This is a genomic window from Pseudomonas cremoricolorata (assembly GCF_000759535.1).
In the GTDB taxonomy this organism is placed as follows: Bacteria; Pseudomonadota; Gammaproteobacteria; order Pseudomonadales; family Pseudomonadaceae; genus Aquipseudomonas; species Aquipseudomonas cremoricolorata_A.
On sequence record NZ_CP009455.1, the window covers coordinates 4,079,583 to 4,105,264 of the forward strand.

Consider the following 25,682-nt stretch of genomic DNA (forward strand, 5'->3'; position numbering starts at 1 on the left):
TCCGTTCGCACAGCAAGGCCCCGTCCATGAACATCCGCCCCATGACCGCCGAGGACTTCGAGCGCTTCTGGCCCACCTTCCAGGCCGTCGTCCAGGCCCAGGAAACCTACGCCTACGACCCCGCGCTGAGCTTCGAGCAGGCGCGCCAGCTGTGGCTTGAAATGCCCCTGCACACGCTGGTGGCCGAAGCCGATGGCCAACTGCTGGGTTCGTATTATCTGAAGGCCAACGCCGCCGGCCCCGGCAGCCATGTCGGCAACTGCGGCTACATGGTCTGCCCCGCCGCCCGCGGGCGTGGCGTGGCGCGGGCGATGTGCGAGCACTCGCAGAAACTCGCGCGTCAGCAAGGCATGCTGGCGATGCAGTTCAACTCGGTGGTGGCAAGCAACGAGGTGGCGGTGGCGCTGTGGCAGGCGCTGGGTTTTGAAATCGTCGGGCGGCTGCCCAAGGCCTATCGGCATGCCCGGCTGGGCCTGGTGGACTGTCTGGTGATGTACAAGTGGCTGGCCGACGAGCCTGTCACCGAGAAGCCTGCGCTGCTGATCGGGCGTAAGAACATCGAGGCGCGGGTGTCGCGTCGCCGGGGCCGCTGACCCCGACGACGCTGCTTCTACGCAGACACAGGCCTGATCAGAACGCCATACCGACCTTGACGCCGTATTCGTGGCGTTTGAGGCGGGTGTCGTCGGCGATGTAGGTCGACTCGTCGAGCTTGTAGATGGTGTGCTCGTAGTACAGACCGGCAAAGATCGGCAGGTCGCCGTCGCGGTTCATCAGCAGGCTGACTTCGGCGTAGGGGTTGAGGCGATCCTTGAGGTCGACCGAATCGTGGCCGAAGTCCTTGACCTTGATCTTGGCGCGGCCATCGATGGTGTGCCGGGCACCGGCTTCCACACGCAGGGTGGCGGTGTCGAACTGGTGGTTGTAGCCCAGCGCGGCCTTGGCGAACGGCGCCTTGTTGCTCAATTCGACGTCTTCACGGCGCAGGTCGATTTCATAACGCGACCAGGTGTAGCCGGCACCGACCAGCACATCGACAAAGTTGCGCGCATCGAGCGCAGCACGCCAGCCGACATCCAGATCCGCCTGAGCTTCCTTGAGCTTGTCACCATCGTCTTTGAAGTACTTGGCCTGCGCACCGATCTCGTAGATCAGGCCCGATTCGCCGGTCATCTTGTTACCGAAGTTGGCGAACACGCCACCCTCGCCAATGTGATCCTTGTTGGTCTGGCTACCGCCCTGGAAATTGAAATCGTTGTAGCTGCCCAGCAGACCGAAGGTGAATTGCGGATCGGTAACCGGGGCAGCGGAGGCAAATAGAGGGGCGCCTAACAGGGCAAGTGCGCAGGAATGACGGAACACTGTGCGGCGTGACATGAGCTGTCTCCATGACAAGTTGCGAAAAAGGGCTTGCGGGGCATTCGAAGCACCGCTTCACGAGAAAGTTCGAAAAAAATCACGTTTTTTTCACATTTATCGACTCGTTGTCATTGGTCCCTCGGTGCATCTTGTACGGGACTGGCTGGGTTACCCTGTGCAGCGCCGCCCTCTTTTCCAAGGAAGCCTTCGATGAAGCCCACCTGTATCGCTGCCCTGCGCCCCGGCCTGCGTGCTGAAGAACTGCCCGGTGCCCTCGCCCGGCAGGCCACCGAGGCCGATGCCCATGGCCACCTGCCCGGCACCCACGGCCGCGGCTTCGGTGTGCGCCTGGACGATCAGGGCCAGATCGGCACAGTGCGCTGGTTTGGCCGCTTCGAGCGCAGCGTGGCCATCGAGGGTCTGCACATAGGCATGCCTTATGCCGCAGCCATCGCGGCCAACCCGTTGCTTGAGCCGCTACCCAGCAGCCCGGACGATCCGAGCGAGCTGCTGCGCTGCCACACGCAAACTCCCTTGGGCCACGACCTTACCGTGATGTTTGCCGACGGTGTGCTCACCGCCGTGCAGATCAGCCGCCCTGGCGCAGTTTATCCGGCCCCGCCCAAACTACTGGCCGACCCTAGTCTGACCTGCGCCTACGACCTGCTGCGCGCGCCGCACAGCCACGTGCCGCACAGCGCCCGTGGCGCCGAGTGGGCCGGCGGCTGGAGCCTTGGGCTGCCACCGGGTATCACCCCTGTTCAGTGGCCGCTGAGCCGCCGCCTCGGCCACCCGCTGCGGCACGCGTTCACCCTGTGGCTGGCGCCGCAGTACCGCACCCAGGGCCAGGACTGCGTCGCCCTGAGCCTGTTCGTCGACGACCAATACGAAGAGCTGCCGGGCTGTGCCGAAGTCGAGGCGTTCTTCGCAGCGCCCCTGCCAGCCGAAGCCCCTGAAGACCCGACCCTGCGCGCCCTGTGGCAGCACTGCCAGGGGCGGCATCCGCGACAGTTCGACATGAGCGACATTCTCGAAACCCACTACGCTGCCCTGTGGCTGACCCAGGCCGAATTCGACGCTACCCTGTGCCAGCCGCCGCGCCTGCCTGTCGCCTCGTGGCTGGGCGATGAGCCGCAGTGGCTGGCACAGGACTACGTCACCTATTTCCATGGCCTGCAGGTGCGCAATCCGGGCCAGCCGGCCCTTGCCTGTACACCTGGCACCGGCCTGGAAAGCGCTTTCGCCATCCGCGCAGTGTTGCGCGAGGATGACCCCAACATCGGCAAGCCTCCGCGCGAATGGCCTGACGAGTGCATCGACAGCGGCTATGTCATCGCCTTCAGCGAAGAAGGCCAGGCGCTGGGTCTGGAACGCTTCTTCGCGAGCAATCATCTGGGCGGCACGATGATGCCGCAACAGGCCTACCCGGCCTTCGGCCCGCGTTACCTGGAATGCGAAGAAGATTTTGGCGGTTTCAATTTCGGCGGTGGCAATGCCCAGCTCGATCTGGCACTGATGGAACTGGACTGGGCCTGCGGCTGATCGCCGACAGGGCCAGGGTCAGCGACGCAAGCGCCTCGCAGCGCTTGCACTCGCGGCGGTCCGATCAGTCTTGCTTCTGGTGGGCCAGGGCCTTCTCAGCCTGATCGGCGCATTTCTTGAAGTCACCTTTGGCGTGGGCCTCCTTGGCCTGCTGATATTCATGGTGGCCCGTGCTGGTGAAGTCGTTTTCCGTCGCCGACTGCAATTTGCCGAGGGCTGCCTCGCATTCGTGGTGATCGTCCTTGGCCATCGCCACACCTGGCAGCAGCAGTGCACAGAAGCTCAAGGTGATGAAGGTCTTCATAGTCGCGTCCTCTGAATGAAGTGACATCCGGTCAACCGTGATCCAGGGTGGTCACGGGTGTTGCTCAGGCGTTTGGCAGTGGCATCGAGCCTGCGAGTCGTGGCAGGTCTGATGCGCACAGCGTCAGCACTTGAACCCTAGCTACAGAACGGTCGATGCGCCACGTGACGGGTCGCCTGAATGCGTCATCTTGTCGCAGCAGATTCATCAGCCACCGTCGCTCCGGAACCGTAGAATCCGCCCGGTCTTTTCCCAGTCGCCGCGAGCGCTGGCTACCCGTCGCCATGACCCGTCCGTACCTGCGCCGCCCGCCTCGACCAGGTTAAACCGACGTCGCCTGACCACCCGTAACGGGGGCTGGCACCTTCGTCATGCCCTGGTCGCAGATTCTCTCTGGCACTTCCCATGCAACCCTCTGGTCGAACCGGCCCGAGTCGTCCTGCATTGTCTGAAAAGGCGTCCGTCGGTTTTTCCTTCTGCCACTGAGGTACGTATGTCTGTGCGTTTGCTGGGCATGGCGCTGGCGCCATTGCTCGGGTTGTTCATTGTTGCCTTGGGCAACGGCTTTCTGTCTTCCTTGACCACCTTGCGCCTTGGCGAAGCCGGCGAGTCGGCGACCATGATCGGTCTGGTCGCCTCGGCCTACTTCCTGGGCCTGACCCTCGGCGCGATGTTCAACGACCGCCTGATTCTGCGCATCGGGCATATCCGCGCCTACACCTGCTTCGCTTCGCTGATCGCCGCGACCATCCTGTTGCAGGGGCTGTTCGTCGACACCTGGGGCTGGATGGTGCTGCGCCTGATCAACGGCTGGGCCACCGTCGGGGTGTTCCTGGTGATCGAGAGCTGGATGCTGCTGGCCGGCGACGCGAAGATCCGCGGTCGCCTGCTGGCGCTGTACATGATCGCCCTGTATGGCGCCGGCGTACTGGGCCAGGCCTTCCTCGGTGAACTGGCCGGCTGGGGCGACACCGCACCGTTCATGGTCGCAGCCATGCTCGCCTCGCTGTCGATCCTGCCAATCGGCGTGCTGCCGCGGGCCTCGCCACTGCTCGAGCAGGTCGAGCCACTCAAGCCACGGCAACTGCTCAGCGTGACGCCGAGCGGACTGGTCGGCTGCTTCGGCTCGGGGGTGGCGATTGCGGCGGTGTATTCGCTGCTGCCGCTGTACCTGCAACGCATCGGCCTGGACACCGGCGAAGTCGGCAGCATGATGGCCTGGGTGATTCTCGGTGCGATGCTGTTGCAATATCCGGTTGGGCGCTGGTCCGACCGCACAGACCGCCAGGATGTGCTGATCGTGCTCGGCACGCTGTGCGTGCTGCTGTCGGTGCTGATTCTGCTGCTGCCGTCGAGCTCCGAACTGTTGCCGGTGGCGCTGTTCCTGCTCGGTGGCGGGGTATTCGCCGTCTACCCGGTGGCCGTCAGTCACGCCGCCGACCGAGCGCCGGCCGATGCCATCGTGCCGATGATCCAGGGCATGCTGCTGATCAACTCGCTCGGCTCGGCGCTGGCACCGCTGATGATTGCTCCGACCATGACCGTCTACGGCGAGGCTGGGCTGTTCTGGGCCTTCGCGGTGATCAACCTGAGCATGGTCAGTTTCTTCCTCTGGCGCCGTGGCAAGCGTCCGGCGCCGGAGCATCCGGCCCCGTTCGCGCCCTCGGCGACCTTCTCGCCCACCGGCGCCGAGCTGCGGGTGACCGAAGAACTGATTCACGCGGCCCACGAGCACCCGACCATGGCCGATACCCATGCCGACGCGCCACAGCCGGCCACGGCGGGTAAAGCGAGCGAGGCGTAACATCCGGTAACCTCGTCGAGACGACCGTCTGTCGCCAGCCGGGCACCCCTGCCCGGCTGGCGTAGCCGAACCGAATGTAAGATCACTTTCATCAGGAGATACACCATGATCAGCATTCGCCCGCTTTCCTTCGCCCTTGCCCTGAGCCTGGGCCTGGCCTCCACCGCCAGCTTCGCCGCCACCGACATGAACAACAACGGCACCGCCACCAAGCCCCATAGCGGCCAGCCGATGGACCACAAGGACGCCACCACCGCCGGCCACGGCACCAGCACCAACGCGCCAGGGGGCCAAGGCACCAACGACAGCGCCGACACGGGTACCACCCCTAACAGCGTCGACCCCACTGGTCAGCCAGTGCCGAAGAACAACGACGGCAGCACCAACAAGGTGGAGGGCACCCAGACCCCGGCAAGGCAGTGATTCACTGATTCGGTCGTCGCCTGAAATGAACAAACGCAGCCTTCGGGCTGCGTTTTTCGTGCAGGAGCGGCCGGCCGGCGCTCCGGTTCAACCGCGATGGCCGGCAACGCCGGCCCAGCCCATTGGCGGCTAAGGTCGCTTCATGCAGCGCACATACCGCTGCTCGACCCGTTCGGCGAACCAGGCGGTGGTCAACTGGCGGGTGATCTTCGGGCTGCGCAGTTCGATGCCCGGCAAAATCGCCCGCGGCAACGGCTTGCCGGCCTTGGCATCGGCCAGGGCGAACACCTTGGCGTACAGCTCGGTCTGCTCGAAATCCAGCTGATCGCCTTGTTCCAACTGCCGGCGGATCTGCGGATTGCGCAGGCCGAACTTCGCGCCAAGGGTCCGCGCCGCGCGCTCGGTGGTGCCGGGCATGATCGCGCCATGGGCGATGAGATCGCCATCGAGCGCCAATGGCACCCCACTGACTTGGCTCAGCGCCGACTGAAACGCAGCATTGCGACTGGCGTACCATCCGGCGTTGAAGTCGGCGAAGCGATACAGCGGCTTCGAGTAGTGGGTTGGATACCCAAGCAGATGCGCTATGCCGAAATACATCCCGCCACGCCGGGTGAACACTTCCTGGCGCACGCTGCCACTGTACGGGTACGGGTAATCCTCAGCGTGCTTTTGCGCGAAGTCGACGCTGACCTGCATCGGTCCACCGGTGCGCACCGGGTTAAGCCCGGCGAACAAGGTGCGGCCCAGCGGCAGTTCATTGCTGACGTCGTCGTACAGCGCACTGAGTTGGCCTTCGCTGCGCACGGCCTGTAAACGCTGCTGGTAGGTCTGGCCGTTGGCCGAGCGGCTGTTCAGCGCGCGATCGACGACAAATCCTGGAATCAACACCTTGGCAGCACGGCGGTCGATTTCCGCGCGGGCGATACGCCCCAGGTTTGGCACCTGCGGGTCGGCACTGAACGTCGATTCCTGCTCGGTCACCGCCAACACCGCACAGAGGTTGCTCTGCTCGGCGGAAATGCGTTGTGCCGCCAGGGCAGCCTGAATGTCCTCGGCCCAGCCTTGGCGATCATTGAGTTGCGCAGGCAGCAGCCGCATCAGCCGGGCCCGCACCTCGCTCGGATCGTCTGCAGGTGCGACCGACTCGCGGCTGGTGCAGCCCTGCAGCATCGCCAGCGCCAGCAGCAGGCAGCCCGTCAGGCGGGTGGGTAACGCCGCCCGCTTAAGCCAAAGGTCACGGTGAATCGTCAGCCTGCCGAACCCTACCCAGCCTGTATCAAACGACATGCAGCGCCCTTCCCCGGAAACGGACTAGCCTCCCCCAGGCAAAGGGCTACGTCAATCAGGCAGAAAGCCGATGCTTGTGCAGACCACCGACGATGGCTGCGAGCACGGAGTCTTCTTGCTCGTGGATGAAGAAGTGCCCGCCAGGGAACAGCTGCAGACTGAACTCGCCCTGGCTCTCTTGGCCCCAGGCATTCAACTGCTCGGCATTGGCGCGGTCCTGCTCACCGCCCAGCACATGCACTGGGCAGCGCAGGGCCGGGCGCTGGCGGTACTGGTAGTGCCCGCACAGGAGAAAGTCGGCACGCAGCACCGGCAAGGTCAGGCTCATCAGTTCCTGATTGCTCAACACTTCCTCGGGCGTACCTTGCAGTTCGCGCAATTCGTCGATCAGCTCGGCATCGCTCTTGGCTTGGCGCCAGTTCTTGCCGTCGTAGTCTTCGCGGCGGGTCGGCGCTGCGGTGCCGCAGGCAAACAGCGCCAGCGGCGGCGGGCAACCGAGCGCCTGCAGTTCATGGGCCAGCTCGAACGCCAGCAGTGCACCCAGGCTATGCCCGAGCAACGCATAGCGACCACTGGCCGCCCCACGCTGCTCGGCGGCCAGTTGCCGGGCCAGCGCCTGCATATCGGTGTGCAGCGCTTCGGCCAGGCGTGCGCCACGCCCGGGCAGCTCGACCGGCTGCACCTGCACCCAGGCCGGCAGCTTGCGCCGCCAGCGGGCGTAGACCATGGCACTGGCGCCGGAATACGGCAGACACAGCAGTTTGATTGGGATCACTGCGCCGCCGCTTCGGCCATCTTCTGGCGCAGGCTGAGCGGGCGCATATCGGTCCACACCTCGTCGATGTAGGCCAGGCAGTCTTTCTTCAGCCCGCTCTTGCCCACGGTGCGCCAGCCGTCGGGGATGGCCTTGTAGTCGGGCCAGATGGAATATTGCTCTTCGTGGTTGACCACTACCTGGAACACGATGTCGTCGCGGTCGAATACGGAAGTCATTGCCTGTCTCCTAGCGTGATGGGGCCGCTGCGTGAGACGCAGGGCTGCCAAGGGGAAACGTTGTCAGGCGGCGGAAAATTAGTCGGTGCCGGCAGCAGTGCATGGGCCAGGATGATCGCCGCACATCGCCTCAGGCGCCGCCCAGCAGGTCGTAGGCATCGAGCAGGCGGTAGGCCACTTGCGGATTACGCTCAAGCCCCCGGCGCACGGCCGCCGGAATCGCCCGGCGAGTCTTGCGGCACAGTCCAGGCTGGGCGTCCAGTTCAATGGCGATACCCCGCATGGTGCGCACCTCATTGGCGCCAGGCACGACGTGCAGGCGAATGCCGAGGTTGTCGAGCAGGCGCTGTTGCAGGTGGCGCAAGTCGTCCAGGTCGCGCAGGTTTTCCAGGCGTTGCAGCAAGCGCTGTTCTTCCTGGCGGGTCAGCAGCAGGATGCGCTGGGCGGCGGGCGCATCGTCCTGCAACTGCTCGCGGCCGCAGTCACAGACGCCTGCCGGGCAGGCCGTGCGCAGGGGAAGTGGTGTGCTCATGGGGCTAGAGAATAGCCGCTTTGGCGGGCCTTTGAGCAGGGCAGGAACGAAAACGGCCGACCCCTCGCGGGCGTCGGCCGTTGCGCTACGGTAGGTCGATCACGGGCGGCGGGCGACGCGCCGCTGGTGAATCAGCCCCATCGCGACCACGACCACGGCTGCCAGACCGGTGGAGACCACCAGCACCTGGTAATCCTCCATGAACGCCATGGTCACCAGGCACGCCACGATGAAGGCGATGACCAGGTAGGTCAGCCACGGGAACAGCCACATCTTCAGGCGGATCTCACGGCCTTCGGCGATCAGCTTGCGGCGCATGCGCAGCTGCGAGAAGGCGATCACCAGGTACACCAGCAGGGCGATCATGCCGGTGGTGTTCATCAGCGTGTCGAGCACGTCTTTGGGGCGCAGGGTTTCGCTGAAGTTGATCAGCGCACAGACCACCGCCACTGCGCAGGAACCGACGATCGCGAACACCGGCACGCCGCTGCCGGCACGGGTGATCTTGAACACCGACGGCGCGTCGCCGCGCTGGGCCAGCGAGAACAGCATGCGCGAGGCGGTGTAGTGGCCCGAGATCAGGCAACTGCTCACCGAGGTCAGCACCACGAAGTTCATCAGCAGCTCGGCATACGGCACGCCCAGCAGTTCCAGGGTACGGCGGTAGGCGCCATAGCCCGACTCACCCAGGTGCGGGTCGTTCCACGGCACCAGGCAGACGATCAGGAAGATCGAACCGACATAGAACAGGCACACGCGCCACACCACCGAATTGGTGGCCTTGACGATCTGACCGGCCGGGTCCTTGGCTTCAGAGGCGGCGATGGTGACGATTTCCGCCCCCAGGAAGGCGAACATCACCCCCAGCAAGGCACCGATCACCGTGGTGAGACCATTGGGCATGAAGCCTTCGGCGGTCAGGTGGGTCATGCCGCGCACTTCACCGAACTGCCAGATGTTCATCACCGCTGCGGTGCAGACGATGAGGAAGCAGACGATGGCGATCACCTTGATCAGGGCGAACCAGAACTCGAACTCGCCGTAGTGCTTGACGTTGAAGAAGTTGACCGTGATGAGCACCAGGGTCGTCGCCAGGACGAACACATTGGTGCTGATGTCAGGGAAGAAACCGTGCAGGATCTTGCCGGCCACATACGCTTCCCAGGCCATCAGGATCACCCAGTACCACCAGTACAGCCAGCCGATGGTGAAGCCGGCCCAACGGCCGATGGCGCGGTCGGCGTAGGTGGAGAAGGAACCGGTGTCGGGCGAGGACGTCGCCATCTCGCCGAGCATGCGCATGATCAGCACCACAAGGATGCCGCCGGCCAGATAGGCCAGGACGGCGGCCGGGCCGGCGCTGTGGATGACGCTGCCGGAACCGACGAACAGTGCGCCGCCGATGACCCCGGCGATGGACATCATCGTCAGGTGGCGCGACTTGAGCGAAGCGTTGAGCTTGCTCTCGTGCTCCACCTTGGCGGTGGTGGTGGATGAGGATGTTGCGTCCATCAGTTGTGTACCCCGTGCTTCTTTTTATCCAAGGAATTGAACAAGGCGCCGATGGCGGGTGCCTTGCCTGTACATCAGTGCTAATGCCCGCAGAGCGGTCAGACCATCCATGGCGGCGTGCCGGCAGGCCGGCAGACGAACTGAAACGTGAAAAGGCCGAACGGCGGCTAGACTCCAGCGCGTTCGGCCGAGAAAACGTGACGTGGGCCTGGCCCAACAGGGGGCGACGGCGGTGTTTCTCCGAGCCCAGCACAGGAGCACGTGCTTTGTGTGGCGATCTCTGACACCTAATGTAAAAATGTCTGACACGGAGAGCCATGCACAGCGCAGCGAAATCTGCACTGCACTGTACAGGCCGCCCATGCAATACACCGCGCCACATCTGCCGCCTCCTGGCGGTTTTGTCTTACCAAGGCCTCAGCATGCTCGAACTACGTCCAGACTCCCCGACCCCGCTGGTCAACCAGATCATCGATGGGTTGCGTGAGCTGATCGACTCGCAAACCCTCAAACCCGGGGCGAAGGTGCCATCGATCCGCGCCTTCGCCGCCACCTATTCGGTGAGCACGTTCACCGTGGTCGAGGCGTACGATCGTCTGGTTGCCCAAGGCCTGCTGACCAGCCGCGGCAACGCCGGCTTCTTCGTCAGCCGCGCCTCGGCCGAACGCCCGGGCAGTGAGTCGCCGGTCGGCGACAACCAGCGCCCGTCGTTCAACGCCGAGTGGTACTTGCAACAGATCTTCGAAACCCGGCAACTGCCGTTCAAGCCGGGCTGCGGCTGGCTGCCCAACGACTGGATGTATGAAGACGGCCTGCGTCGCGGCATGCGCCAGGTCGCCGGTAGCCCGCTGGAGCTGTCGGGCTATGGCGACCCAATGGGACTGCCGGAGCTGCGCGCACTGACCGCACAGAACCTGCAACAGGAACTGTCGATCGTCGCCAACCCGGCGCAACTGATGCTGACCCACGGCGCCAGCCAGGCCCTGGACCTGGCCGTGCGCAGCCTGGTGCGCCCAGGCGACGTGGTGCTGGTGGATGATCCGGGCTACCCGAACTTGATGAGCATCCTGCGCTTTCAAGGCGCAACCTTGATCGGTGTGCCGCGCACGCCCCACGGCTACGACCTCGCCCAGCTCGAACGGCTGCTGGCCGAACACCGCCCCACGGCCTTCTTCACCCAGCCCCACCTGCACAGCCCAACCTGTTCACGCACCCCGCTGGCGCAACTGCACCGCTTGCTGCAGCTGTCCAGCCAGCATGGCTTCCGGCTGATCGAGAACAACCTGTACGCCGACATGATCGCAGAGCCGCAGCCGTGCCTGGCGAGCCTCGACCACCTGCAGCAGGTGGTCTACGTCGGCAGCTATTCGAAAAGCATCTCGCCCAACGTGCGGGTCGGCTACCTGCTGGCCAACCCGCAACTGATCCAGCAACTGGTGAGCCTCAAGATGCGCTCGGGCCTGACCACCTCGCAGGTGATGGAACGGGTGGTGTACGCCGCCGTGATCGACGGCCGCTGGCGCAAGCACCTCAGGCGTCTGCGCCAGCACCTGGCCCAGGCCCACCAGGAAGTCGGCCAGCACCTGCACCGCCTGGGCTTCGAGCTGTTCGTCGAATCGGACGAAGGCATGTACATCTGGACCCGCCATCCGCGTCTGCCCGACAGCGCGGTGCTGCTCGACGATGCCCTGAGCCAGGGCATCATGCTCGGCCCCGGTCAGTTGTTCATGGTCGATGCCCAGGCCACCGGGTGGATGCGCTTCAACGTGGCCTTCAGCACCGACCCGGCGCTGTGGACCCTGTTAGAGCAGTTGCTGGCCAGGCACCTGCGCCCGACCAGCGACTGAACCGCCCTACTCGCGCTCAGCGCGCAATTGCTCGAGCACCTCGGCGCGGGTAAGCATCTGCCCGAAGTGCTCGCGCCACAGAATCATGCCGCTCTCGCCAGAACGGTCGGCCCAGGTGCCGATGGTCAGGTCGCTGACCAGGGTCGGCGTGAGCCCGGCATCGAACAGCGCAAAACCGGCCGCCAAAATGCTGCTGTCGGCGCCGATGCCGCACACCAGCACCCGTTCTGGCGCCAACTGCTGCAAGTACTCCAGTGCCTGCGGTGCCAGGCCGTAGCCGTGCTTGACGAACTGCCGGTCGAACTCGTGCAGACTCTGGTCGCTGCCTGCCGGGTGCCAGCCCAACTGGCGCTGGAACGGAGTGTGGCGTTCGTCGTGCAGGGTCAGCGAGGCGATGGTGAGGATCTGCGCCGACAGCGCCCTGACGCCATCGACCAACCATTCCGGCGGCTCGAAGGTGGACTGGACATCATTGATCAGCAGGACCTGGCGCATCGAATCTCCGTAACAGGCGCAAAAGCTGCGCAGTATACCCACCGCTGGGCGCATGAAACATTGTTCATCGACCGCTGCGCGCCGCAGGCACGGGGGCTCGCCGCCCGCCGCCCGACAAGGCCAGGCCGCGCGCCTTGAGCCGCCTCACCGCCACCGGTAGCATGCCCACGCTCGCCCGCCTGGCGCGCCGCTTCGCCCTATCCCAGAGCCCTGCATGCCGCAACCGATTCCCCTCAAGGACCACCTCGCCGAAACGTCGTTGGTCAACCGCCGCCTGCTGGTCTGCGCTGCCCTGGCCCTGCTGCTGATTGCGGTATTGCTGGGTCGCCTGTATGTGCTGCAGGTGGTGCAGCATGAGCGTCAGAGCGCGGTATCGGAAAACAACCGCGTGCATGTGCTGCCAATCGCCCCGGAGCGCGGGCTGATCTACGATCGCAACGGCGTGGTGCTGGCCGACAACAAGCCCAGCTTCAACCTGACCCTGACCCGCGAACGCGCCGGCAACAGTGCCCAGGTGCTCGATACCCTGACCCAGGTACTGGGCCTGTCGGCAGATGATCGCGAACAATTCGACAAAGACCTGCGACGCGGCCGCAAACCGTTCGAACCGGTGACGCTGATGGTGGGCTTGAGTGAAGAGCAGATCGCCCATGTGGCGGTCAATCAGTTCCGCCTGCCGGGGCTTGAGGTCGAGCCGCAGTTCATCCGCGAATACCCCCTGGGCGAGCACTTCGCCCATTCGGTCGGCTATGTCGGGCGGATCAACGAGCGCGAGGCCAAGACCCTCGACAGCACCGAATACCGCGGTACCGAATCGATCGGCAAGACCGGTATCGAGCGCTTCTACGAAGATCAGTTGCACGGCCATGTCGGCTTCGAAGAAGTCGAAACCAATGCCCAGGGCCGAGTGATGCGCGTGCTCAGCCACCGCGACCCTACCCCTGGCCAGGACATCGTGCTGAGCCTGGATGCGCACCTGCAGGCGGCCGCCGAGAAAGCCCTGGGTGGTCGACGTGGCGCGCTGGTGGCGCTGGACCCGAACAATGGCGACATTTTGGCGATGGTCAGCACGCCCAGCTTCGACCCTAATCTGTTCGTCAAGGGCATCAGCTTCAAGCAGTACGCCGCCCTGCGCGATTCGATCGACCGTCCGCTGTTCAATCGGGTCTTGCGCGGCCTGTACGCACCCGGCTCGACGGTCAAGCCGGAAGTGGCCATCGCAGGTCTGGACAGCGGTGTCATCACGCCGTCCAGCAGGGTCTTCGACCCTGGCTACTACGAGTTGCCCAACTACGCGCACAAATACCGCAACTGGAATCGCAGCGGCGATGGCTGGGTCGATCTGTACAGCGCGATCATGCGCTCCAACGACACCTACTTCTACGACCTGGCGCACAAGCTGGGTATCGACCGCCTGCACGACTACATGGCCGAGTTCGGCTTGGGGCAGAAGGTCTCGCTCGACCTGTTCGAAGAGGCTGCAGGGCTGATGCCCTCGGCGCAGTGGAAGCGTGCCACTCGGCGCCAGGCCTGGTTCCCTGGGGAAACCCTGATTCTGGGTATCGGTCAGGGCTATATGCAGGTCACCCCGCTGCAACTGGCGCAGGCCACCAGCCTGCTGGCAAGCAAAGGCGCCTGGCACCGCCCGCACCTGGCCACGCGCATTGGCGATCGCCAACCCACCGACCCGGACCCGATGCCCGACATCGTCCTGCACGACAAACGCGCCTGGGATCAGGTCAGCCAAGGCATGCAGATGGTCATGCATGACCCGCGCGGCATCGCCCGCGCCGCCGCAGCCGGCGCGCAGTACCGTATCGCCGGCAAAAGCGGCACGGCGCAGGTGGTGGCGATCCGCCAGGGCGAGCGCTACAACCGCGACAAGACCCTCGAACGCCACCGCGACAACGCCCTGTTCGTCGGCTTCGCCCCGGCCGATGCGCCGCGTATCGTGGTTGCGGTGATGATCGAGAACGGCGAAGCCGGCGGACGCGTGGCAGGCCCGGTAGTGCGCGAGGTAATGGATGCCTGGCTGCTCGATGAACACGGTCACCTCAAGCCCGAGTACGCCGGTGCCAGTGGCGACGCCAAGCCTGCACATTCCTGAGCGGCTCACGTAGCCCGGCCAGGCTGCGCAGAAAAAACGAATCGACGCGACCTGCCGGTGGTCCAATCCTGACCAGGGCAATGCGCCGCAACGGCGGGGCCCGAGACGTCAAGGATTCACATGGAAAGCATCGATCTATTGGTACTGCGCAGCGCCTGCCAGTGGCTTGCCGAGGGTGAGCGTGTACTGTTGGCCACGGTGGCCGGCACCTGGGGCTCGTCGCCACGGCCGGTGGGTTCGATGATGGCCCTGCGCGCCGACGGCCGCGTGGTCGGCAGCGTTTCCGGCGGTTGTATCGAGGACGACCTGATCGTGCGCTACACCTGCGCCCATGGCGGCCCAGGCATGCCAAGCGGCGTGCCAGAAGTGCTGCGCTACGGGGTCAGCGCCGACGACGCCCACCGCTTCGGCCTGCCCTGCGGCGGAACCCTGGAGCTGGTACTGGAGTTCGACCCTGACCTGGCGACATTGCGCTACTTGCTCAGCCAGCTCGACGCTGGACACCTGGTCCAGCGCCAGCTTGACCTGCGCAGCGGCCAAGTCCACCTCGAAGTCACCGATCACCCGGCGCTCGCCGGCCTGCAGGATCACGTGATGCACAGCACCCTCGGCCCTGGTTATCGACTGTTGTTGATCGGCGCCGGCGCGCTGGCCGAGTACCTGGCCACGATGGCGCTGTTCAATGGCTTCAAGGTGGCGGTGTGCGACCCGCGCGCCGAGTATCGCGCCACTTGGGGCGTGGCCGGGGTCGAGCATCTGCCCGGCATGCCGGACGATGCAGTCCGCGCGTTCGGCCCCGACCAGCGCAGCGCCGTCATCGCGCTGAGCCACGACCCCAGGCTGGACGATCTGGCCCTGCTCGAGGCCCTGCAAGGGCCTGCCTTCTACATCGGCGCAATTGGCTCGCGGCGCAACTCGCAGAGCCGTCGCGAGCGGCTGATCGAGCATTTCGGCCAGACCCAGGCCTCGCTGCAACGCCTGCATGGCCCCATCGGCCTGTACATCGGCAGCAAGACGCCGGCAGAAATCGCCGTCAGTGTGATGGCCGAACTGCTGGCCGAGAAAAACAGCGTGCGCCTGCCGGGCAGCGTGCGGGTGGCCGAGGGCAAGCACGTCATGGAGTGCTCGGCGTGAGCCATCGTGAACGCTAATGCGGGTAAGGCACCGGAATAAAAGCCATGGTCATTTGGATAACGGCATTTTGAGTGCAATACTTCCCTACCCCGTTACCCGAGACGCTACGCCATGCGCGCATTTCTTCAGCACTTCAGCGATCGTTCGCTGCAGGTCATGGCGTCCGGCGCACCGGTGACGCCGTTGCTGGCCGACTTCGTTCTGGCTTTGCAGACAGAAATCCCCGGGACGCAAATAGGCGTACTGGTGCTCGACACCGCCGGCAACACCTTCCGCCACGCCATCTTTCCCGGTCTGCCGGCCAGCTTCTCGGAAAAACTGGTCGGTAATCCGATCAGTCCCGACCGCGGCTCATGTGGCCGTGCGGTGACCAGTGGCAAGACCGTCGAGGTACCGGACGTCGCCAGCGACGAGCGTTTCGCCGATCAGTGGAAGGCGCTGTTTCACCGACATGGGCTGACCTCGCTCATATCGGTCCCGGCCGTTGCCGGCGACGGTCACGTACAAGGCTCGATCGCCGTGGTCCACCCCTTTGGCCAGCCGCCTGGCGCCGAGCAGCGCAGCTTCCTCGAACATGCCGCGACGTTGTGCGCGGTCATCTGCCGCTACAGCCGCACCCAGGAATCCAACACCCTGCTCATCGGCGAGCTGGAACACCGCATGCGCAATCTGTTCTCGACATTGTCCGGGGTGGCCGTTCTGACCCTGCGCAGTCACCCGGAACCGGAGCAGTTCCGTCGGGTGCTGGATCAGCGCGTGATGATGATGCAGCGCGCCCATGCTCTGGCCCTGGCCCCGGCAGAGATCGAGCTGTCAACCCTGGTCGATGAGGTGCTTTCACCATACCGAGAAAGCTACCGTATCGAACGCAACGGCCCGGACATCACCCTTGCTGGTGAGGCGGCGGCGGCGCTGGCCATGGTGGTGCATGAACTGGGCACCAATGCCGCCAAGTATGGCGCGCTGTCCCAGGCGGGTGGCGAATTGCACATTGAGTGGAGTACCACGCACGGCGATGATGAAGCCCACACCTTCAGCCTCAACTGGCAGGAACGCAATGGTCCGCCAGTCAGTCCACCGGCACGCAAGGGCTACGGCTCGATCATGGTCAACGGCGCACTGCGCAATGCCTTCAATGGCACCGCAGCCTTCATCTACGAGCCAACGGGGTTCAACTGCGTGATTTCGGCACCGTTCGGCAAAAAACTGGGGCGCACGGTTGGATCAGATCTGCCGACCCAGGCCGGTCAGGTGCTCTGCACGGATCCGCACAATGCGCCACTGGAAACACCCTCCTGCCGCCCATAATCGGGCTCCAGGCGCGAGTAAGGCGGCGTGATCGTGGGCAGGTCAGGCCTGCACGGCGACGTTACCTGCAAGGCCCTCATTCATGCAGCGTATTGTCCGGGACGACTGGATCATGTCGCGTATCTCGCGATGGATCCTGCTCGAACCCGTGCTTGTCCGGATCGGTGATCAGCGGATCACCGCCGGGCAAATCGGGATAACCAGGCTTGCGGGGGTCGGTACGGCCTGGCTCCGAGCCAGGATCACGCGCGGGATCGTTCGGCAGCGGGCCGTCTGGCGGCGTGTTGACTGGGTCACGTGGGTCAGTACTCATGGCGAGGTTCCTCTGGAAAAAGAACGTGGCGCGAGCGTGGGCATTCACTGCCCGCCAGGGTGCTCGCTGTTGACCGAGTTGTTCACTGCCACATCGGGTTGGTCCTGCTCCTGCGGGGTGCGTGGCCTGGTGGGTCGTTCGAGTTTGTCGGTGTCCTGCTCCGGCTGCCCGTTGTTGTCTGGTTGGGCTTGATCTTCCGGCCTGGCATCGGTGCCGTGGCGGGGGTCCTGGGCTTGCTCATCTGGCTTCATGTCGACTCTCCACGGGGCGGAAAAAGGGCCGCCCTTACTGGAGTGAGTGCAACGACCGTCACAAGGTGCAGCGCAGTGGACCAACGGCGCTCATTCGAACGAATTAATGCCAAGGTTATACCCTGCTCGCGAACTGCCAATTGCCCCTAGCATGGCGCTTGCGCAGGCCTCGGCAATGCCAGCACACTACCGCTGCCCACCCCTGCCTGATGAGGCCTACAACGGATGTCGCCTACCCTGTTCCCGCAACACTCCCACCTTTCTGGCGCCGAGCGTTCAGCCATTGCGGAGATCGAAGGCACCACCAACATTCTCAAGCTGGTGTTGAAATTCACCGCAATGCCGTTTGCCGCCATCGCCAAGTTCGATGACAACGAATGGGTGATCTGCTCGGCACTGGACCGCGGCGATTTCGGCCTGGAGCAAGGTGATGCTTTTCCTCTCGAACGCACGGTGTGCAGCGAGTTTCTGCACAGCCCCGAGGCACTCCTGGTGCCTTCTCTGGAGCATGATTCACGCTTCGCCGATCGCCCCATCGTCAATCAGCTGGGCATCGATAGCTATGCTGGCGTACCGATCTTCCTGCCTAACGGCCAGTTGTATGGCGCCCTCTGCGCCCTGGACACCCGGGAGTCGTATTTCGATGACCCTGATCTGGCCGAAGTGCTGGGCCTCTTCGCACGCCTGGTGGGCTGCATTCTGTATGCGTGCATGGAAGACCAAGCTCCGCAGTCTGTCTGAAGGATGGGTTGCAGCGCCTAAGCGCCGCAGCGACTTTACGCACTATCGCGGCTCAAGCCGCTCCTGCCGGGGCTTTCAGGAGCGGCTCTAGCCGCGATAGGGCGCCCAGTGAGCGCTCGTGCTTGAATCAATAGCCATTGGCAGCAGGGCTAGGTTTTACGTTGCCTGGCGCGCCTTAAGGCTCACTCGGTGCGGGCCGTTCCATTGTCCCGCGGCACCTGCGAATCCTGATCGGAACCAGGATTGCCTGGCGGCGGATTCCAGTCTTCAGGACGTTTGCCTGCCGGTGTTTCAGCCGGCGCCTGCTTGGGTTCGGAGGGGGTCTGTTCCAGCCCTGAGCCGTGCCCCTCGCCCGTGTCGGGGGTGTCATTGCCAGGGCCTGGGTAGGCCGCTGCGGGGCCGTTGTTATCGTCTGTCATGATCGATCTCCACAGAGGGACGCAGCCTATCTGCATCTGGTACTTCGGCATTTGTCGTCGTCGCTCGGTGCCCGGGACTGGACGAACGGTCGCATAGCAGACAAGCTGTTGCCTCTTGCGCAATGTAGTCCAGCCCACCCGGGACTCAGCGCCTTTTACCGTGCATTTTTCATTCAAGGATTCTTCCACCATGAAACGCTATTGCGCCCTTGCTGCCCTCTTCGTCCTGGCCGGTTGCAGCAGTGGCACGCCTGTTCCCAATGTTCCAGACCTCAACGGCAAATGCGACGAGGTGGCCAGCTTCGACATGGCTTTCAGCCGCTTCGACGAGGCGGCGCAAGAGATCGCCCATGGCAGCGGCTGCTTCGTGCAGACCAACACTGCGGCCACCGGCTCGATCAAGCCCAATCCGGTCAAGGGTGAAATGACCCGCCGCGAAGCCGTGCAGGCGAGCATCCAGGCTACGGGCCTTAAGATCACCAATCACCAGCCTGACCAAGTTACCGTCGAGTAAAAAAACGGCGGGCTCAAGGCCCGCCGCATGACTCACTCCGCGCCTGGCGGAATGCCGTCCTTGTTCTTGTCCCTGAGACGTTCTCGCTCCTCTTCTGTGGAATGGGCGGGAACGTCAGATTCTTTAGGGGGTTGCTGCTGTTCGCTCATGGCACTGCCCTCTGCGTGATGTCATGCCATTGGGCAATGCTCGGCATCAGGCGTTCAGAACGATTGCCGCGCGACTCAGCGCTTGCCCAGCTTGGGCTGAATGACGCTGGTGTAGAGGAAGTAGCCACCGGCGACTTCCAGCACGGCCAGTACGCCATAGCCCACACTGAACATGAACGATGAGGCGATGAACGCGACGGCCACGATACCGGCGAAGATCTGCAAAATCTGCAACGTCTTGGCGCTTGCCGCGACCTTGCCATTGACCAGGTAACCGGCTGCCAGGCCGATCAGAATACCTACGATGATGCGTGCGAACATGTCGTCTCCTTAGCCGGCTCCGAGCCGATGATGGTAGTGCGCAGCGGCAGACAAGGCCGGCCGATGCAAAGTCATGCACGCTCATCTTGGCACACTGTGGCGCCGCGCAGCTCGTCCGAAACGACACATTCAGGCACTCATCCGCGACACGCGTGCGTCGTGGGGGAGGCCCTACCGCGGGCCTGGCTCATCTCTTCGGACCCACCATTCGTCGTTTGCGCGAGCGTTGCACACTTTACTGTGGTCGTAGTCCGTGAAGGGCGGCTGTTTGCTGCCGCGCCATTGAATGGGGAGACACTACATGGCAGTTACGGTGAAAAAACTCGAAGGCCAGGACATACCCCCAGAGCGTCGTGGCGATGGGGTCACGCAGGTGTTTCGCGTGACCGACGACAGCGGCACCGAGCACTTTCTGGACAGCGATGAAGACGCGGCCAAGGTAGCGGTCTCGTTGAGCGAGCCGGATGAGGCGCAAGACGCCTCAAACCCCGCTCAGAGCGAACGCAACGATTAACGTGCGATCATGCTCGCCGCCTGCTCGGTGGCCTCGGTGGTACGCGTGGCCAGCTTGCGGACCTCATCGGCCACCACCGCAAAGCCACGCCCAGCCTCCCCTGCACGCGCCGCTTCGATAGCAGCGTTGAGCGCCAGCAGGTTGGTCTGGCTGGCGATGCTCTGAATGGTGGCCACGATGCTGGATAACTTGGCGATGTTGGCCTCCAGATTCTTCTGATAGTCAGCCTGAGTGTCGCGCAGCGCCTGCTGTTCATGCTCCAGGTTGATATCCACCAACGCTCCGACCACGCGCAGGGGCAGGCCGTCGTGACTACGGCGGGTCTGACCGCGGGCGCGGAACCAGCGATAGGTGCCGTTGCGGTGCTTGAGCCGATACTCGATGTCAAAAGGCGTCTTGCCGCTGCGGTCGTTCAAGTGCGCGCCGAAGGCGGCCAGGCTGCGCTCCTTGTCATCGGGATGCAGGCGCGAGGCCCAGCTGTCCAGTACATCGGGAAACTCCTCGATGGTCTCGAAGCCCAACAGACGGCGAAACTGTGGCGACCACCAGAATGGATTACGCGGGTTGACCGGATCGCCGGCAATCACTTCCATGTCCCACAGGCCATCTGAGAGCATCTCGCGGGCCAGTTCGAAGCGGGTGATGATCACCTCGTGCTCACGGTCGCGCTCCAGTTCATCGTGAATGTCGCGCAACGAACCTGCGACGCGTACGGGCGTGCCTTTATTGTCACGCAGGGTTTCACCCTGGGCGTAGAACCAGCGGTAGCTGCCATCTTTCATGGCCAGACGGTTCTTGACGCGGTACGGGGTCATCCCGGAGCGATCATTCAGATGACGCGCGAAAGCATCGAGCGTGGCCTGTTTGTCTTGCGGGTGCAGGCGGTCGGCCCAGCTTGCAAGGACGTTAGGGAAATCGTGCTCGCCCTGAAAGCCCAGCAACTGCCGAAAGTGTTGTGACCACCAGAACACGTTGTGCGGATTGACCGGGTCGCCGGCTACCACCTCCATGTCCCACAGGCCTTCGCTGGAGGCGCGGTTGACCAGATCGAAACGCACCTCGTGCAATCGTGCGGCGGCGTTGGCCCCAGCCAGTTCCGCGCAAGTGTCGCTGATTTGTTGCTGCAGATGCTCGAGGCGCTGCGCGTGCGCCTGCTGAGTGCTCTGCAACCTGTCCCAGGCATCGTTCACCGCATGGGCTTCGGCACAGCCCGAGACCTGCGGCGGGCGATGATTGACCACCGCCTGAATGAGTTGATGCAGCGCGCGACGGTCGCGGCGTGGAGCGAGGAAGGTGAACATGGAACGGTGGACCTCTAAGGAAAGAATGGCCGCGTCCCTGGCACCTGCAAGGGTAATCGGCAGCCGGCGCTATTTCTGTAGCATTTTGTTGCAAATTGATGGCTCGATGCCATTAGCAGACCTCAGGCTGATGCCAGCGGTTCCTTCAGCGCAGCCGAACATTGCTCCGCCCGACGCAGGCAGCGGGTACATGTCATCCGCTGACTTGCATTGGTTGGGCTGCGTGTCTAGGGTGAGCGCTTCCAAGGAGGCGCAGGTGACGACCTTGATCCGTGAATACCGCAGCAGCGATCTCGAAGGCCAAGCGCTGGGAAAACGACTGCTGAACCAGGCACTACGGCAGCACGACGAGCGTTTTCTGAGCGCGTATAGCGTCACTCTGCGCGCGGTGAGGTTCTATCAGGCCAGTGGCTTTACCACCCAACGCGAAGCCGTCGACCCGCAGACTGGCGCCGCAGAGCTGCACATGCACTGGCAGCACAGGGGTGCGGCGCGATGACGGGGCTGTGGAGCGGGCTCAAAGCGCTGTTCAGCCGAAGCCGAAACCCTGCGGCTGCGGCTGCACCTGCACCTGCGCAGACTGCCGCTAGCAACACTTGCTCTGCACCTTCTGGCAGCGGCACGCTACCGGTGGTACCCACAACCCTGGGTGACACCCTTACCTACAGTCGCCACGACGCCCCTTGTGCGGGCCGCCACACTGGCGGTGATTTCTGCGCTGACGGCTCAAGCTACGACGGTGGCAGTGGCGATGGCGGCGGCGGTGACGGCGGGGGTGGCAGCGATTAGGCGTATCTGCGCCTCGCATAGCCGCCCTTGTTCGCGCTCCTATCGCCCTATCCCGAGGTATTCGACTCAGTGATTGCACTTGTCTCTACTCGCCGCGCTGCTGTGTAGAAGTGGCCGCACTCAAGTGCAATGACTTGGGTGTAGCCGGGCGGCTCCACCGGAGGCGGCTGGTAAGCGAGCACGAATAAAGGGCTGATTGGCGCGCAGTTGATACCTGTTGAATCAATGCCACGACCGGCAGTGGTGCCGAAACAATTATTGCTGTGCGATCGAGTTCAGCCGGTAACGTTTTGTCTTTAAAAAGCCACGACTACAACTAAGGAACCTTCCCACAAGTTGTTAGGAACGCGTCTGAACTACATGGAAGTGGTTCCCCGGTATGGTCCTTGGCGCTCTGTTCGATGCGCCCTGCAAGTGCTCGATGACAGGGCGCTGCCCAAAGGACTGTCCCGCAGGAGACCGCATGAGCAACGCGCAGGAAGTGCGCTTCACCTTCAGCACCCCGGCCGATGGAGCAATCGCCTTCGAGGTCGTGTCGTTCGAACTGACCGAGGGCATCAGCGAGCTGTACCGGCTGGAAATCGAGCTGGCCAGCTTCACCGACCAGGCCGATTTCGCCGCCCTGCTCGACCAGCCCGCCGTGCTGACCCTCTGGCAGCAGCAACGCCCGGTACGCCATGTCCACGGCCTGATCAGCAGCTTCGAACAGGGCAAGACCGGCCATCGCCGCACGCGCTACCGCGCCGTGATCGAACCGCAACTGGCCCGCGCCGCCCTGCAATCGGACTGGCGCATCTTTCAACTGCGCTCCGTCCCGCAGTTGCTCGAGGCACTGTCTGGCGAACGCCGCTGGGGCACCCTCACCCAGTACCTGATCGACCCGCACCAACCTCGTGAGTTCTGCGTCCAGGCCGGTGACCTGGACCTGGATTTTTACTGGCGCCTGTGCGCCGAGGAAGGCCTGCTGTCGATTTTCCAGCACAGCCAAGACAGCCACACATTGATCCAGACCGATCGCATCCACCAGCTCGGCGCGCTGGAAGGCGAGCCGGTGCGCTATGTCGCCAACCCGGGCGGCCTGCAGCAGCAACCCTGCCTGCAGCACTTCACCTACCGCGAGCAGGTGCGCAGCAGCCGCCAGGTGCAGCGTGATTACACGTTCACCCATCCGCGCTACAAGCACGAACACGTCATGTTGCCGCGGCATCTGGGCAATCAGCGCGCTGCCTACGAACGCTACGACTACCCCGGTCGCTACAAGCATGACCACGCGGGTAAACCCTTCACCCAAACCAGAATCGACGCCCTGTTCGGCGATACCCGCGTGGCCGAGGTCGCGGGCGACGATGCCCGCCTGCAACCCGGCATTGCCTTTGAACTGACCGGCCACCCCCGCGCGGACATGAACATCGCCTGGCGGCCGTTGCGTGTCACCCATCGAGGTCGCCAGTTCACGGCGCTGGAGGAAGATGCCGCGCAGGCGGACGTCGGTGCGTCCTACACGCTCACTGCCACCCTGATACCCGCCGATGTCCAATGGCACGCCCCTGCCCGCCCGAAGCCTGTGATCGACGGCCCGCAGATGGCCACGGTGGTTGGCCCACCGGGTGAGGAAATCTACTGCGACGAACACGGCCGCGTGCGCGTGCAGTTCCCTTGGGACAGGCGCGGCCAGGACGATGAAAAAAGCTCATGCTGGGTGCGCGTCACCCAGGCCTGGGCGGGGGCCAACTGGGGCCACATGGCGATTCCGCGCATCGGCCAGGAAGTGTTGGTGAGTTTTCTTGACGGCGACCCCGACCAACCGATGATCACCGGGCGCAGTTATCACATTGTCAACCGCCCGCCCTATCGCCTGCCTGATTTCAAGGCGCTCAGCCCGATCCGCAGCAAGGAGCACCACGGCAAACGGCACAACGAACTGCGCCTGGACGACACCACCGGGCAGATCAGCGCAGCGCTGATGAGTGATCACGATCACTCGGCGATACACCTGGGCTACCTCACCCACCCGCGCCACGCTGGCGGCAAGCCTCGGGGACAAGGTTTCGAGCTGCGCACCGACAGCCATGGCGTGCTGCGTGCAGGTGGCGGGTTGCTGCTCACCACCGAATCCCGCATCCGAGCCAGCGAACACCACACCGACCTCGGCGAAACCGCCGAACGTCTGAAGATGGCGCAGGAGCATCATGCCACCTTCGCCAGCGAAGCCCGCGCTCACCTCGCCCAGGACCTTGGCGATCAGGATGAAGTGGGCGATGCTCTGCTGCTCCAGCACGACGCCATTCGTGGCAACGCCAGCAATCCTCAAGCCAATCGTTTTCCCGAGCTGGCCGACCCGCAATTGGTGCTCGCCAGTCCGACCGGGATCGCCACCAGCACAGCGCAATCGACCCATATCGCCAGCGGCGAACACCTGGGCCTGAGCACCGGCGGCCACACCAGCTTGGCCATTGGCAAGCGCCTGCTGATCAGCGCCAGTCGCGGCGTGCGGCAGTTCGTGCAGAGCATGGGCTGGCGCCTGGTGGCGGCGTCAGGCGACATCGACCTCAAGGCCCTGAAGGACAACATCAACCTGCTGGCCAAGCTCAACGTCACCGCAACCGCCGAACGCATCACCCTGAGTGCAAAGGAAGAACTGATCATCCAGGGCGGCGGCAGCAGCAGCACCTACAACGCAAGCGGCATTCACCACGCCACGGCGGGCCAGTACACCACCCACGCGACGGATTTCATCTACAAAGGTTCGAAAAGCCAGGGCGCGGTGTTTCCCGGGGACATCCAGGCGAGCGCTGGCGAGCTTGAATTGTTCCAGCACTATGCCAGCCAGCATGCCTATGAGACGGCTGACTACCGCGTGGAAGACGCATTGGGTCAGGTGTTCAGCGGCAAACTGAACGGTGAAGGCTTCGCCGGCGTGGCCGGGCTTGCCACCGGGCCGGCAAGCGCGGCATTGGGCGCCGACCCGACCGACACCTGGTCACACGCCAGTGCAATTCAACGCTCGGACGAGTCCGGCGCCAGTCCCGACGCCGTCGACCCTGCCAGCGAGGCCGCAGAGCAACTTGCGACAACGCTGCTCTGCGGCCTTTCGACAGCCAGTCGAGCCGGCCTGAAAAACCTGTTCAGGCAACCCGAAGCCACTCATGCCCCTCAGCAATCGCCGGTGTCAGCCGACGCGCTCATCGGGAGCACGCGAGCATGACCCCACCCCCAGCCCCGCACACCGCCGAAACCGCCATCGCCCCCATAACCGACATCGCCCTCGAAGACATCACCGAGGCCGCCAACCATGTCGACCTCTGGCTACGGCAACTAAGCGACAACCACCTGACCCTGGCCACGCTCAAGCAGGCCGCCGAATACATCCCCATCGCCAACAACATCATGGCGGCGGTGGATGCCGTTGGCGACATCATCGCCCTGGCCGAGCGCGAGCAGAACGACCCACTCGATTGGGTCAGCCTGGGCATCAACCTGATCGGCATCATCCCCATCCCGCCGGCCCTGGCCTTTGCCCGCAAGAGCCTGAGGCCCACCCTGCACCTGGTCCGCCAGCAGCTCAAGGCCACCCCCAGGGCACCTCTTGGCAATGGCCTGGTCACCGTGCTGGCCGGACACATGAACGCCACGATCCTTGGCGAACTCGAGAACTTCGTCACCCAGGCCCGGGCACGGCGATCGTCCTGGCGCTCGCAGGCGGCATCGAAGATTTTCTGA

General features: G+C 64.0%; 26 protein-coding genes and 2 pseudogenes. 14 read left to right on the forward strand and 14 right to left on the reverse strand.

Features of this window, described 5'->3' with window-relative positions; translation table 11 throughout:
• Positions 1 to 26: 26 nt before the first annotated feature.
• On the forward strand, positions 27 to 593 hold the full coding sequence (locus LK03_RS18510; protein WP_038413941.1) for a GNAT family N-acetyltransferase: 567 nt from the start codon (positions 27 to 29) through the stop codon (positions 591 to 593).
• 37 nt (positions 594 to 630) lie between these two features.
• Here the strand turns inward: LK03_RS18510 and LK03_RS18515 are convergent, their stop codons facing one another.
• Positions 631 to 1,377 (reverse strand): outer membrane beta-barrel protein, encoded by a 747-nt coding sequence (locus tag LK03_RS18515; RefSeq protein ID WP_038413943.1) that lies wholly within the window; start codon positions 1,375 to 1,377, stop codon positions 631 to 633.
• A gap of 192 nt (positions 1,378 to 1,569) precedes the next feature.
• Between LK03_RS18515 and LK03_RS18520 the strand changes: the two genes are divergently transcribed.
• Positions 1,570 to 2,901: a DUF7256 domain-containing protein gene (locus tag LK03_RS18520; protein ID WP_038413944.1), complete on the forward strand. Its 1,332-nt coding sequence runs from the start codon at positions 1,570 to 1,572 to the stop codon at positions 2,899 to 2,901.
• Between the two features lie 64 nt (positions 2,902 to 2,965).
• Here LK03_RS18520 and LK03_RS18525 read toward each other — a convergent pair whose 3' ends face one another.
• Positions 2,966 to 3,205, reverse strand: a complete 240-nt coding sequence (locus LK03_RS18525) for a hypothetical protein (RefSeq protein ID WP_038413946.1) — start codon at positions 3,203 to 3,205, stop codon at positions 2,966 to 2,968.
• A gap of 493 nt (positions 3,206 to 3,698) precedes the next feature.
• Between LK03_RS18525 and LK03_RS18530 the strand changes: the two genes are divergently transcribed.
• Both LK03_RS18530 and LK03_RS18535 read left to right on the forward strand, forming a co-directional pair.
• Positions 3,699 to 5,009, forward strand: coding sequence for an MFS transporter (locus tag LK03_RS18530; RefSeq protein ID WP_038413948.1), 1,311 nt, complete (start codon positions 3,699 to 3,701; stop codon positions 5,007 to 5,009).
• A 105-nt stretch (positions 5,010 to 5,114) separates the two neighbouring features.
• Positions 5,115 to 5,432, forward strand: coding sequence for a hypothetical protein (locus LK03_RS18535; RefSeq protein ID WP_049870555.1), 318 nt, complete (start codon positions 5,115 to 5,117; stop codon positions 5,430 to 5,432).
• Between the two features lie 129 nt (positions 5,433 to 5,561).
• Here LK03_RS18535 and LK03_RS18540 read toward each other — a convergent pair whose 3' ends face one another.
• From LK03_RS18540 to LK03_RS18560, 5 genes are all read right to left on the reverse strand, one after another.
• A complete protein-coding gene (locus tag LK03_RS18540) occupies positions 5,562 to 6,605 on the reverse strand; it encodes a DUF1615 family protein (protein WP_049870556.1) in 1,044 nt (347 codons plus the stop codon).
• 172 nt (positions 6,606 to 6,777) lie between these two features.
• Entirely contained in the window at positions 6,778 to 7,497 is a 720-nt protein-coding gene (locus LK03_RS18545; protein WP_038413950.1) for a thioesterase II family protein, read from the reverse strand.
• Positions 7,494 to 7,715, reverse strand: a complete 222-nt coding sequence (locus LK03_RS18550) for an MbtH family protein (RefSeq protein ID WP_038413952.1) — start codon at positions 7,713 to 7,715, stop codon at positions 7,494 to 7,496. Before LK03_RS18550 ends, LK03_RS18545 begins: the two co-directional genes overlap by 4 nt.
• Before the next feature lie 130 nt (positions 7,716 to 7,845).
• Positions 7,846 to 8,247 carry a hypothetical protein gene (locus LK03_RS18555; protein ID WP_038413954.1) on the reverse strand — a complete coding sequence of 134 codons (402 nt, stop codon included), beginning with the start codon at positions 8,245 to 8,247 and terminating at the stop codon, positions 7,846 to 7,848.
• 99 nt (positions 8,248 to 8,346) lie between these two features.
• Entirely contained in the window at positions 8,347 to 9,759 is a 1,413-nt protein-coding gene (locus tag LK03_RS18560; RefSeq protein ID WP_038413955.1) for an amino acid permease, read from the reverse strand.
• Positions 9,760 to 10,181: 422 nt separating this feature from the next.
• Between LK03_RS18560 and LK03_RS18565 the strand changes: the two genes are divergently transcribed.
• On the forward strand, positions 10,182 to 11,606 hold the full coding sequence (locus LK03_RS18565; RefSeq protein WP_038413956.1) for a PLP-dependent aminotransferase family protein: 1,425 nt from the start codon (positions 10,182 to 10,184) through the stop codon (positions 11,604 to 11,606).
• A gap of 6 nt (positions 11,607 to 11,612) precedes the next feature.
• Here the strand turns inward: LK03_RS18565 and LK03_RS18570 are convergent, their stop codons facing one another.
• Positions 11,613 to 12,101, reverse strand: coding sequence for a hydrolase (locus tag LK03_RS18570; RefSeq protein ID WP_038413958.1), 489 nt, complete (start codon positions 12,099 to 12,101; stop codon positions 11,613 to 11,615).
• A 214-nt stretch (positions 12,102 to 12,315) separates the two neighbouring features.
• On the opposite strand from LK03_RS18570, the gene mrdA reads away from it, so the two are divergent.
• The 3 genes from mrdA (at position 12,316) to LK03_RS18585 (ending at position 16,650) form a co-directional block, all read left to right on the forward strand.
• Positions 12,316 to 14,208: a penicillin-binding protein 2 gene (mrdA, locus tag LK03_RS18575; protein WP_038413959.1), complete on the forward strand. Its 1,893-nt coding sequence runs from the start codon at positions 12,316 to 12,318 to the stop codon at positions 14,206 to 14,208.
• A 120-nt stretch (positions 14,209 to 14,328) separates the two neighbouring features.
• Complete coding sequence (locus tag LK03_RS18580) at positions 14,329 to 15,342, forward strand: XdhC family protein (protein WP_038413960.1); 1,014 nt, start codon at positions 14,329 to 14,331, stop codon at positions 15,340 to 15,342.
• A gap of 111 nt (positions 15,343 to 15,453) precedes the next feature.
• Complete coding sequence (locus tag LK03_RS18585; protein ID WP_081951638.1) at positions 15,454 to 16,650, forward strand: GAF domain-containing protein; 1,197 nt, start codon at positions 15,454 to 15,456, stop codon at positions 16,648 to 16,650.
• Positions 16,651 to 16,726: 76 nt separating this feature from the next.
• Here the strand turns inward: LK03_RS18585 and LK03_RS18590 are convergent, their stop codons facing one another.
• Together LK03_RS18590 and LK03_RS18595 are read right to left on the reverse strand one after the other, a co-directional pair.
• Positions 16,727 to 16,963: a hypothetical protein gene (locus LK03_RS18590; RefSeq protein WP_038413961.1), complete on the reverse strand. Its 237-nt coding sequence runs from the start codon at positions 16,961 to 16,963 to the stop codon at positions 16,727 to 16,729.
• A 44-nt stretch (positions 16,964 to 17,007) separates the two neighbouring features.
• Entirely contained in the window at positions 17,008 to 17,214 is a 207-nt protein-coding gene (locus tag LK03_RS18595; protein WP_038413963.1) for a hypothetical protein, read from the reverse strand.
• 225 nt (positions 17,215 to 17,439) lie between these two features.
• Here LK03_RS18595 and LK03_RS18600 point away from each other — a divergent pair, with 225 nt between their 5' ends.
• Complete coding sequence (locus tag LK03_RS18600) at positions 17,440 to 17,955, forward strand: GAF domain-containing protein (RefSeq protein WP_038413965.1); 516 nt, start codon at positions 17,440 to 17,442, stop codon at positions 17,953 to 17,955.
• Positions 17,956 to 18,137: 182 nt separating this feature from the next.
• On the opposite strand, the gene LK03_RS18605 is transcribed toward LK03_RS18600, so the two are convergent.
• Complete coding sequence (locus LK03_RS18605; RefSeq protein WP_038413966.1) at positions 18,138 to 18,374, reverse strand: hypothetical protein; 237 nt, start codon at positions 18,372 to 18,374, stop codon at positions 18,138 to 18,140.
• 190 nt (positions 18,375 to 18,564) lie between these two features.
• Here LK03_RS18605 and LK03_RS18610 point away from each other — a divergent pair, with 190 nt between their 5' ends.
• Positions 18,565 to 18,888 (forward strand): hypothetical protein, encoded by a 324-nt coding sequence (locus tag LK03_RS18610; protein WP_038413968.1) that lies wholly within the window; start codon positions 18,565 to 18,567, stop codon positions 18,886 to 18,888.
• Positions 18,889 to 19,112: 224 nt separating this feature from the next.
• Here LK03_RS18610 and LK03_RS18615 read toward each other — a convergent pair whose 3' ends face one another.
• Complete coding sequence (locus LK03_RS18615; protein WP_038413970.1) at positions 19,113 to 19,358, reverse strand: hypothetical protein; 246 nt, start codon at positions 19,356 to 19,358, stop codon at positions 19,113 to 19,115.
• A 301-nt stretch (positions 19,359 to 19,659) separates the two neighbouring features.
• Here LK03_RS18615 and LK03_RS18620 point away from each other — a divergent pair, with 301 nt between their 5' ends.
• Entirely contained in the window at positions 19,660 to 19,872 is a 213-nt protein-coding gene (locus LK03_RS18620) for a hypothetical protein (protein ID WP_038413972.1), read from the forward strand.
• Positions 19,873 to 19,874: 2 nt separating this feature from the next.
• On the opposite strand, the pseudogene LK03_RS22955 reads toward LK03_RS18620, so the two are convergent.
• Both LK03_RS22955 and LK03_RS22675 read right to left on the reverse strand, forming a co-directional pair.
• A pseudogene (locus tag LK03_RS22955) lies at positions 19,875 to 20,162 on the reverse strand (methyl-accepting chemotaxis protein); the annotation flags it as partial.
• Positions 20,151 to 21,173, reverse strand: a pseudogene (locus LK03_RS22675) (PAS domain-containing protein); the annotation flags it as partial. The pseudogenes LK03_RS22955 and LK03_RS22675, both read right to left, overlap by 12 nt.
• Here LK03_RS22675 and LK03_RS21640 point away from each other — a divergent pair.
• The 3 genes from LK03_RS21640 (at position 21,172) to LK03_RS22425 (ending at position 25,682) form a co-directional block, all read left to right on the forward strand.
• Positions 21,172 to 21,672 (forward strand): hypothetical protein, encoded by a 501-nt coding sequence (locus LK03_RS21640; protein ID WP_049870558.1) that lies wholly within the window; start codon positions 21,172 to 21,174, stop codon positions 21,670 to 21,672. The pseudogene LK03_RS22675 and the gene LK03_RS21640 overlap by 2 nt on opposite strands.
• A gap of 753 nt (positions 21,673 to 22,425) precedes the next feature.
• On the forward strand, positions 22,426 to 25,167 hold the full coding sequence (locus tag LK03_RS18635; RefSeq protein WP_049870559.1) for a type VI secretion system Vgr family protein: 2,742 nt from the start codon (positions 22,426 to 22,428) through the stop codon (positions 25,165 to 25,167).
• Positions 25,164 to 25,682 (forward strand): hypothetical protein, encoded by a 519-nt coding sequence (locus LK03_RS22425; protein ID WP_038413975.1) that lies wholly within the window; start codon positions 25,164 to 25,166, stop codon positions 25,680 to 25,682. Before LK03_RS18635 ends, LK03_RS22425 begins: the two co-directional genes overlap by 4 nt.

What these genes read in the sequence shown, in the direction of transcription:
- LK03_RS18555 (WP_038413954.1), bottom strand. Translation starts at nt 8,247, where the DNA reads ATGAGCACACCACTTCCCCTGCGCACGGCCTGCCCGGCAGGCGTCTGT.
- LK03_RS18605 (WP_038413966.1), bottom strand. Translation starts at nt 18,374, where the DNA reads ATGACAGACGATAACAACGGCCCCGCAGCGGCCTACCCAGGCCCTGGC.
- LK03_RS18535 (WP_049870555.1), top strand. Translation starts at nt 5,115, where the DNA reads ATGATCAGCATTCGCCCGCTTTCCTTCGCCCTTGCCCTGAGCCTGGGC.
- LK03_RS18550 (WP_038413952.1), bottom strand. Translation starts at nt 7,715, where the DNA reads ATGACTTCCGTATTCGACCGCGACGACATCGTGTTCCAGGTAGTGGTC.
- LK03_RS18635 (WP_049870559.1), top strand. Translation starts at nt 22,426, where the DNA reads ATGAGCAACGCGCAGGAAGTGCGCTTCACCTTCAGCACCCCGGCCGAT.
- LK03_RS18530 (WP_038413948.1), top strand. Translation starts at nt 3,699, where the DNA reads ATGTCTGTGCGTTTGCTGGGCATGGCGCTGGCGCCATTGCTCGGGTTG.
- mrdA (WP_038413959.1), top strand. Translation starts at nt 12,316, where the DNA reads ATGCCGCAACCGATTCCCCTCAAGGACCACCTCGCCGAAACGTCGTTG.
- LK03_RS18570 (WP_038413958.1), bottom strand. Translation starts at nt 12,101, where the DNA reads ATGCGCCAGGTCCTGCTGATCAATGATGTCCAGTCCACCTTCGAGCCG.
- LK03_RS21640 (WP_049870558.1), top strand. Translation starts at nt 21,172, where the DNA reads ATGGAACGGTGGACCTCTAAGGAAAGAATGGCCGCGTCCCTGGCACCT.
- LK03_RS18610 (WP_038413968.1), top strand. Translation starts at nt 18,565, where the DNA reads ATGAAACGCTATTGCGCCCTTGCTGCCCTCTTCGTCCTGGCCGGTTGC.
- LK03_RS18600 (WP_038413965.1), top strand. Translation starts at nt 17,440, where the DNA reads ATGTCGCCTACCCTGTTCCCGCAACACTCCCACCTTTCTGGCGCCGAG.
- LK03_RS22425 (WP_038413975.1), top strand. Translation starts at nt 25,164, where the DNA reads ATGACCCCACCCCCAGCCCCGCACACCGCCGAAACCGCCATCGCCCCC.
- LK03_RS18615 (WP_038413970.1), bottom strand. Translation starts at nt 19,358, where the DNA reads ATGTTCGCACGCATCATCGTAGGTATTCTGATCGGCCTGGCAGCCGGT.
- LK03_RS18520 (WP_038413944.1), top strand. Translation starts at nt 1,570, where the DNA reads ATGAAGCCCACCTGTATCGCTGCCCTGCGCCCCGGCCTGCGTGCTGAA.
- LK03_RS18590 (WP_038413961.1), bottom strand. Translation starts at nt 16,963, where the DNA reads ATGAGTACTGACCCACGTGACCCAGTCAACACGCCGCCAGACGGCCCG.
- LK03_RS18515 (WP_038413943.1), bottom strand. Translation starts at nt 1,377, where the DNA reads ATGTCACGCCGCACAGTGTTCCGTCATTCCTGCGCACTTGCCCTGTTA.
- LK03_RS18510 (WP_038413941.1), top strand. Translation starts at nt 27, where the DNA reads ATGAACATCCGCCCCATGACCGCCGAGGACTTCGAGCGCTTCTGGCCC.
- LK03_RS18525 (WP_038413946.1), bottom strand. Translation starts at nt 3,205, where the DNA reads ATGAAGACCTTCATCACCTTGAGCTTCTGTGCACTGCTGCTGCCAGGT.
- LK03_RS18540 (WP_049870556.1), bottom strand. Translation starts at nt 6,605, where the DNA reads ATGCTGCAGGGCTGCACCAGCCGCGAGTCGGTCGCACCTGCAGACGAT.
- LK03_RS18580 (WP_038413960.1), top strand. Translation starts at nt 14,329, where the DNA reads ATGGAAAGCATCGATCTATTGGTACTGCGCAGCGCCTGCCAGTGGCTT.
- LK03_RS18620 (WP_038413972.1), top strand. Translation starts at nt 19,660, where the DNA reads ATGGCAGTTACGGTGAAAAAACTCGAAGGCCAGGACATACCCCCAGAG.
- LK03_RS18595 (WP_038413963.1), bottom strand. Translation starts at nt 17,214, where the DNA reads ATGAAGCCAGATGAGCAAGCCCAGGACCCCCGCCACGGCACCGATGCC.
- LK03_RS18585 (WP_081951638.1), top strand. Translation starts at nt 15,454, where the DNA reads ATGCGCGCATTTCTTCAGCACTTCAGCGATCGTTCGCTGCAGGTCATG.
- LK03_RS18560 (WP_038413955.1), bottom strand. Translation starts at nt 9,759, where the DNA reads ATGGACGCAACATCCTCATCCACCACCACCGCCAAGGTGGAGCACGAG.
- LK03_RS18565 (WP_038413956.1), top strand. Translation starts at nt 10,182, where the DNA reads ATGCTCGAACTACGTCCAGACTCCCCGACCCCGCTGGTCAACCAGATC.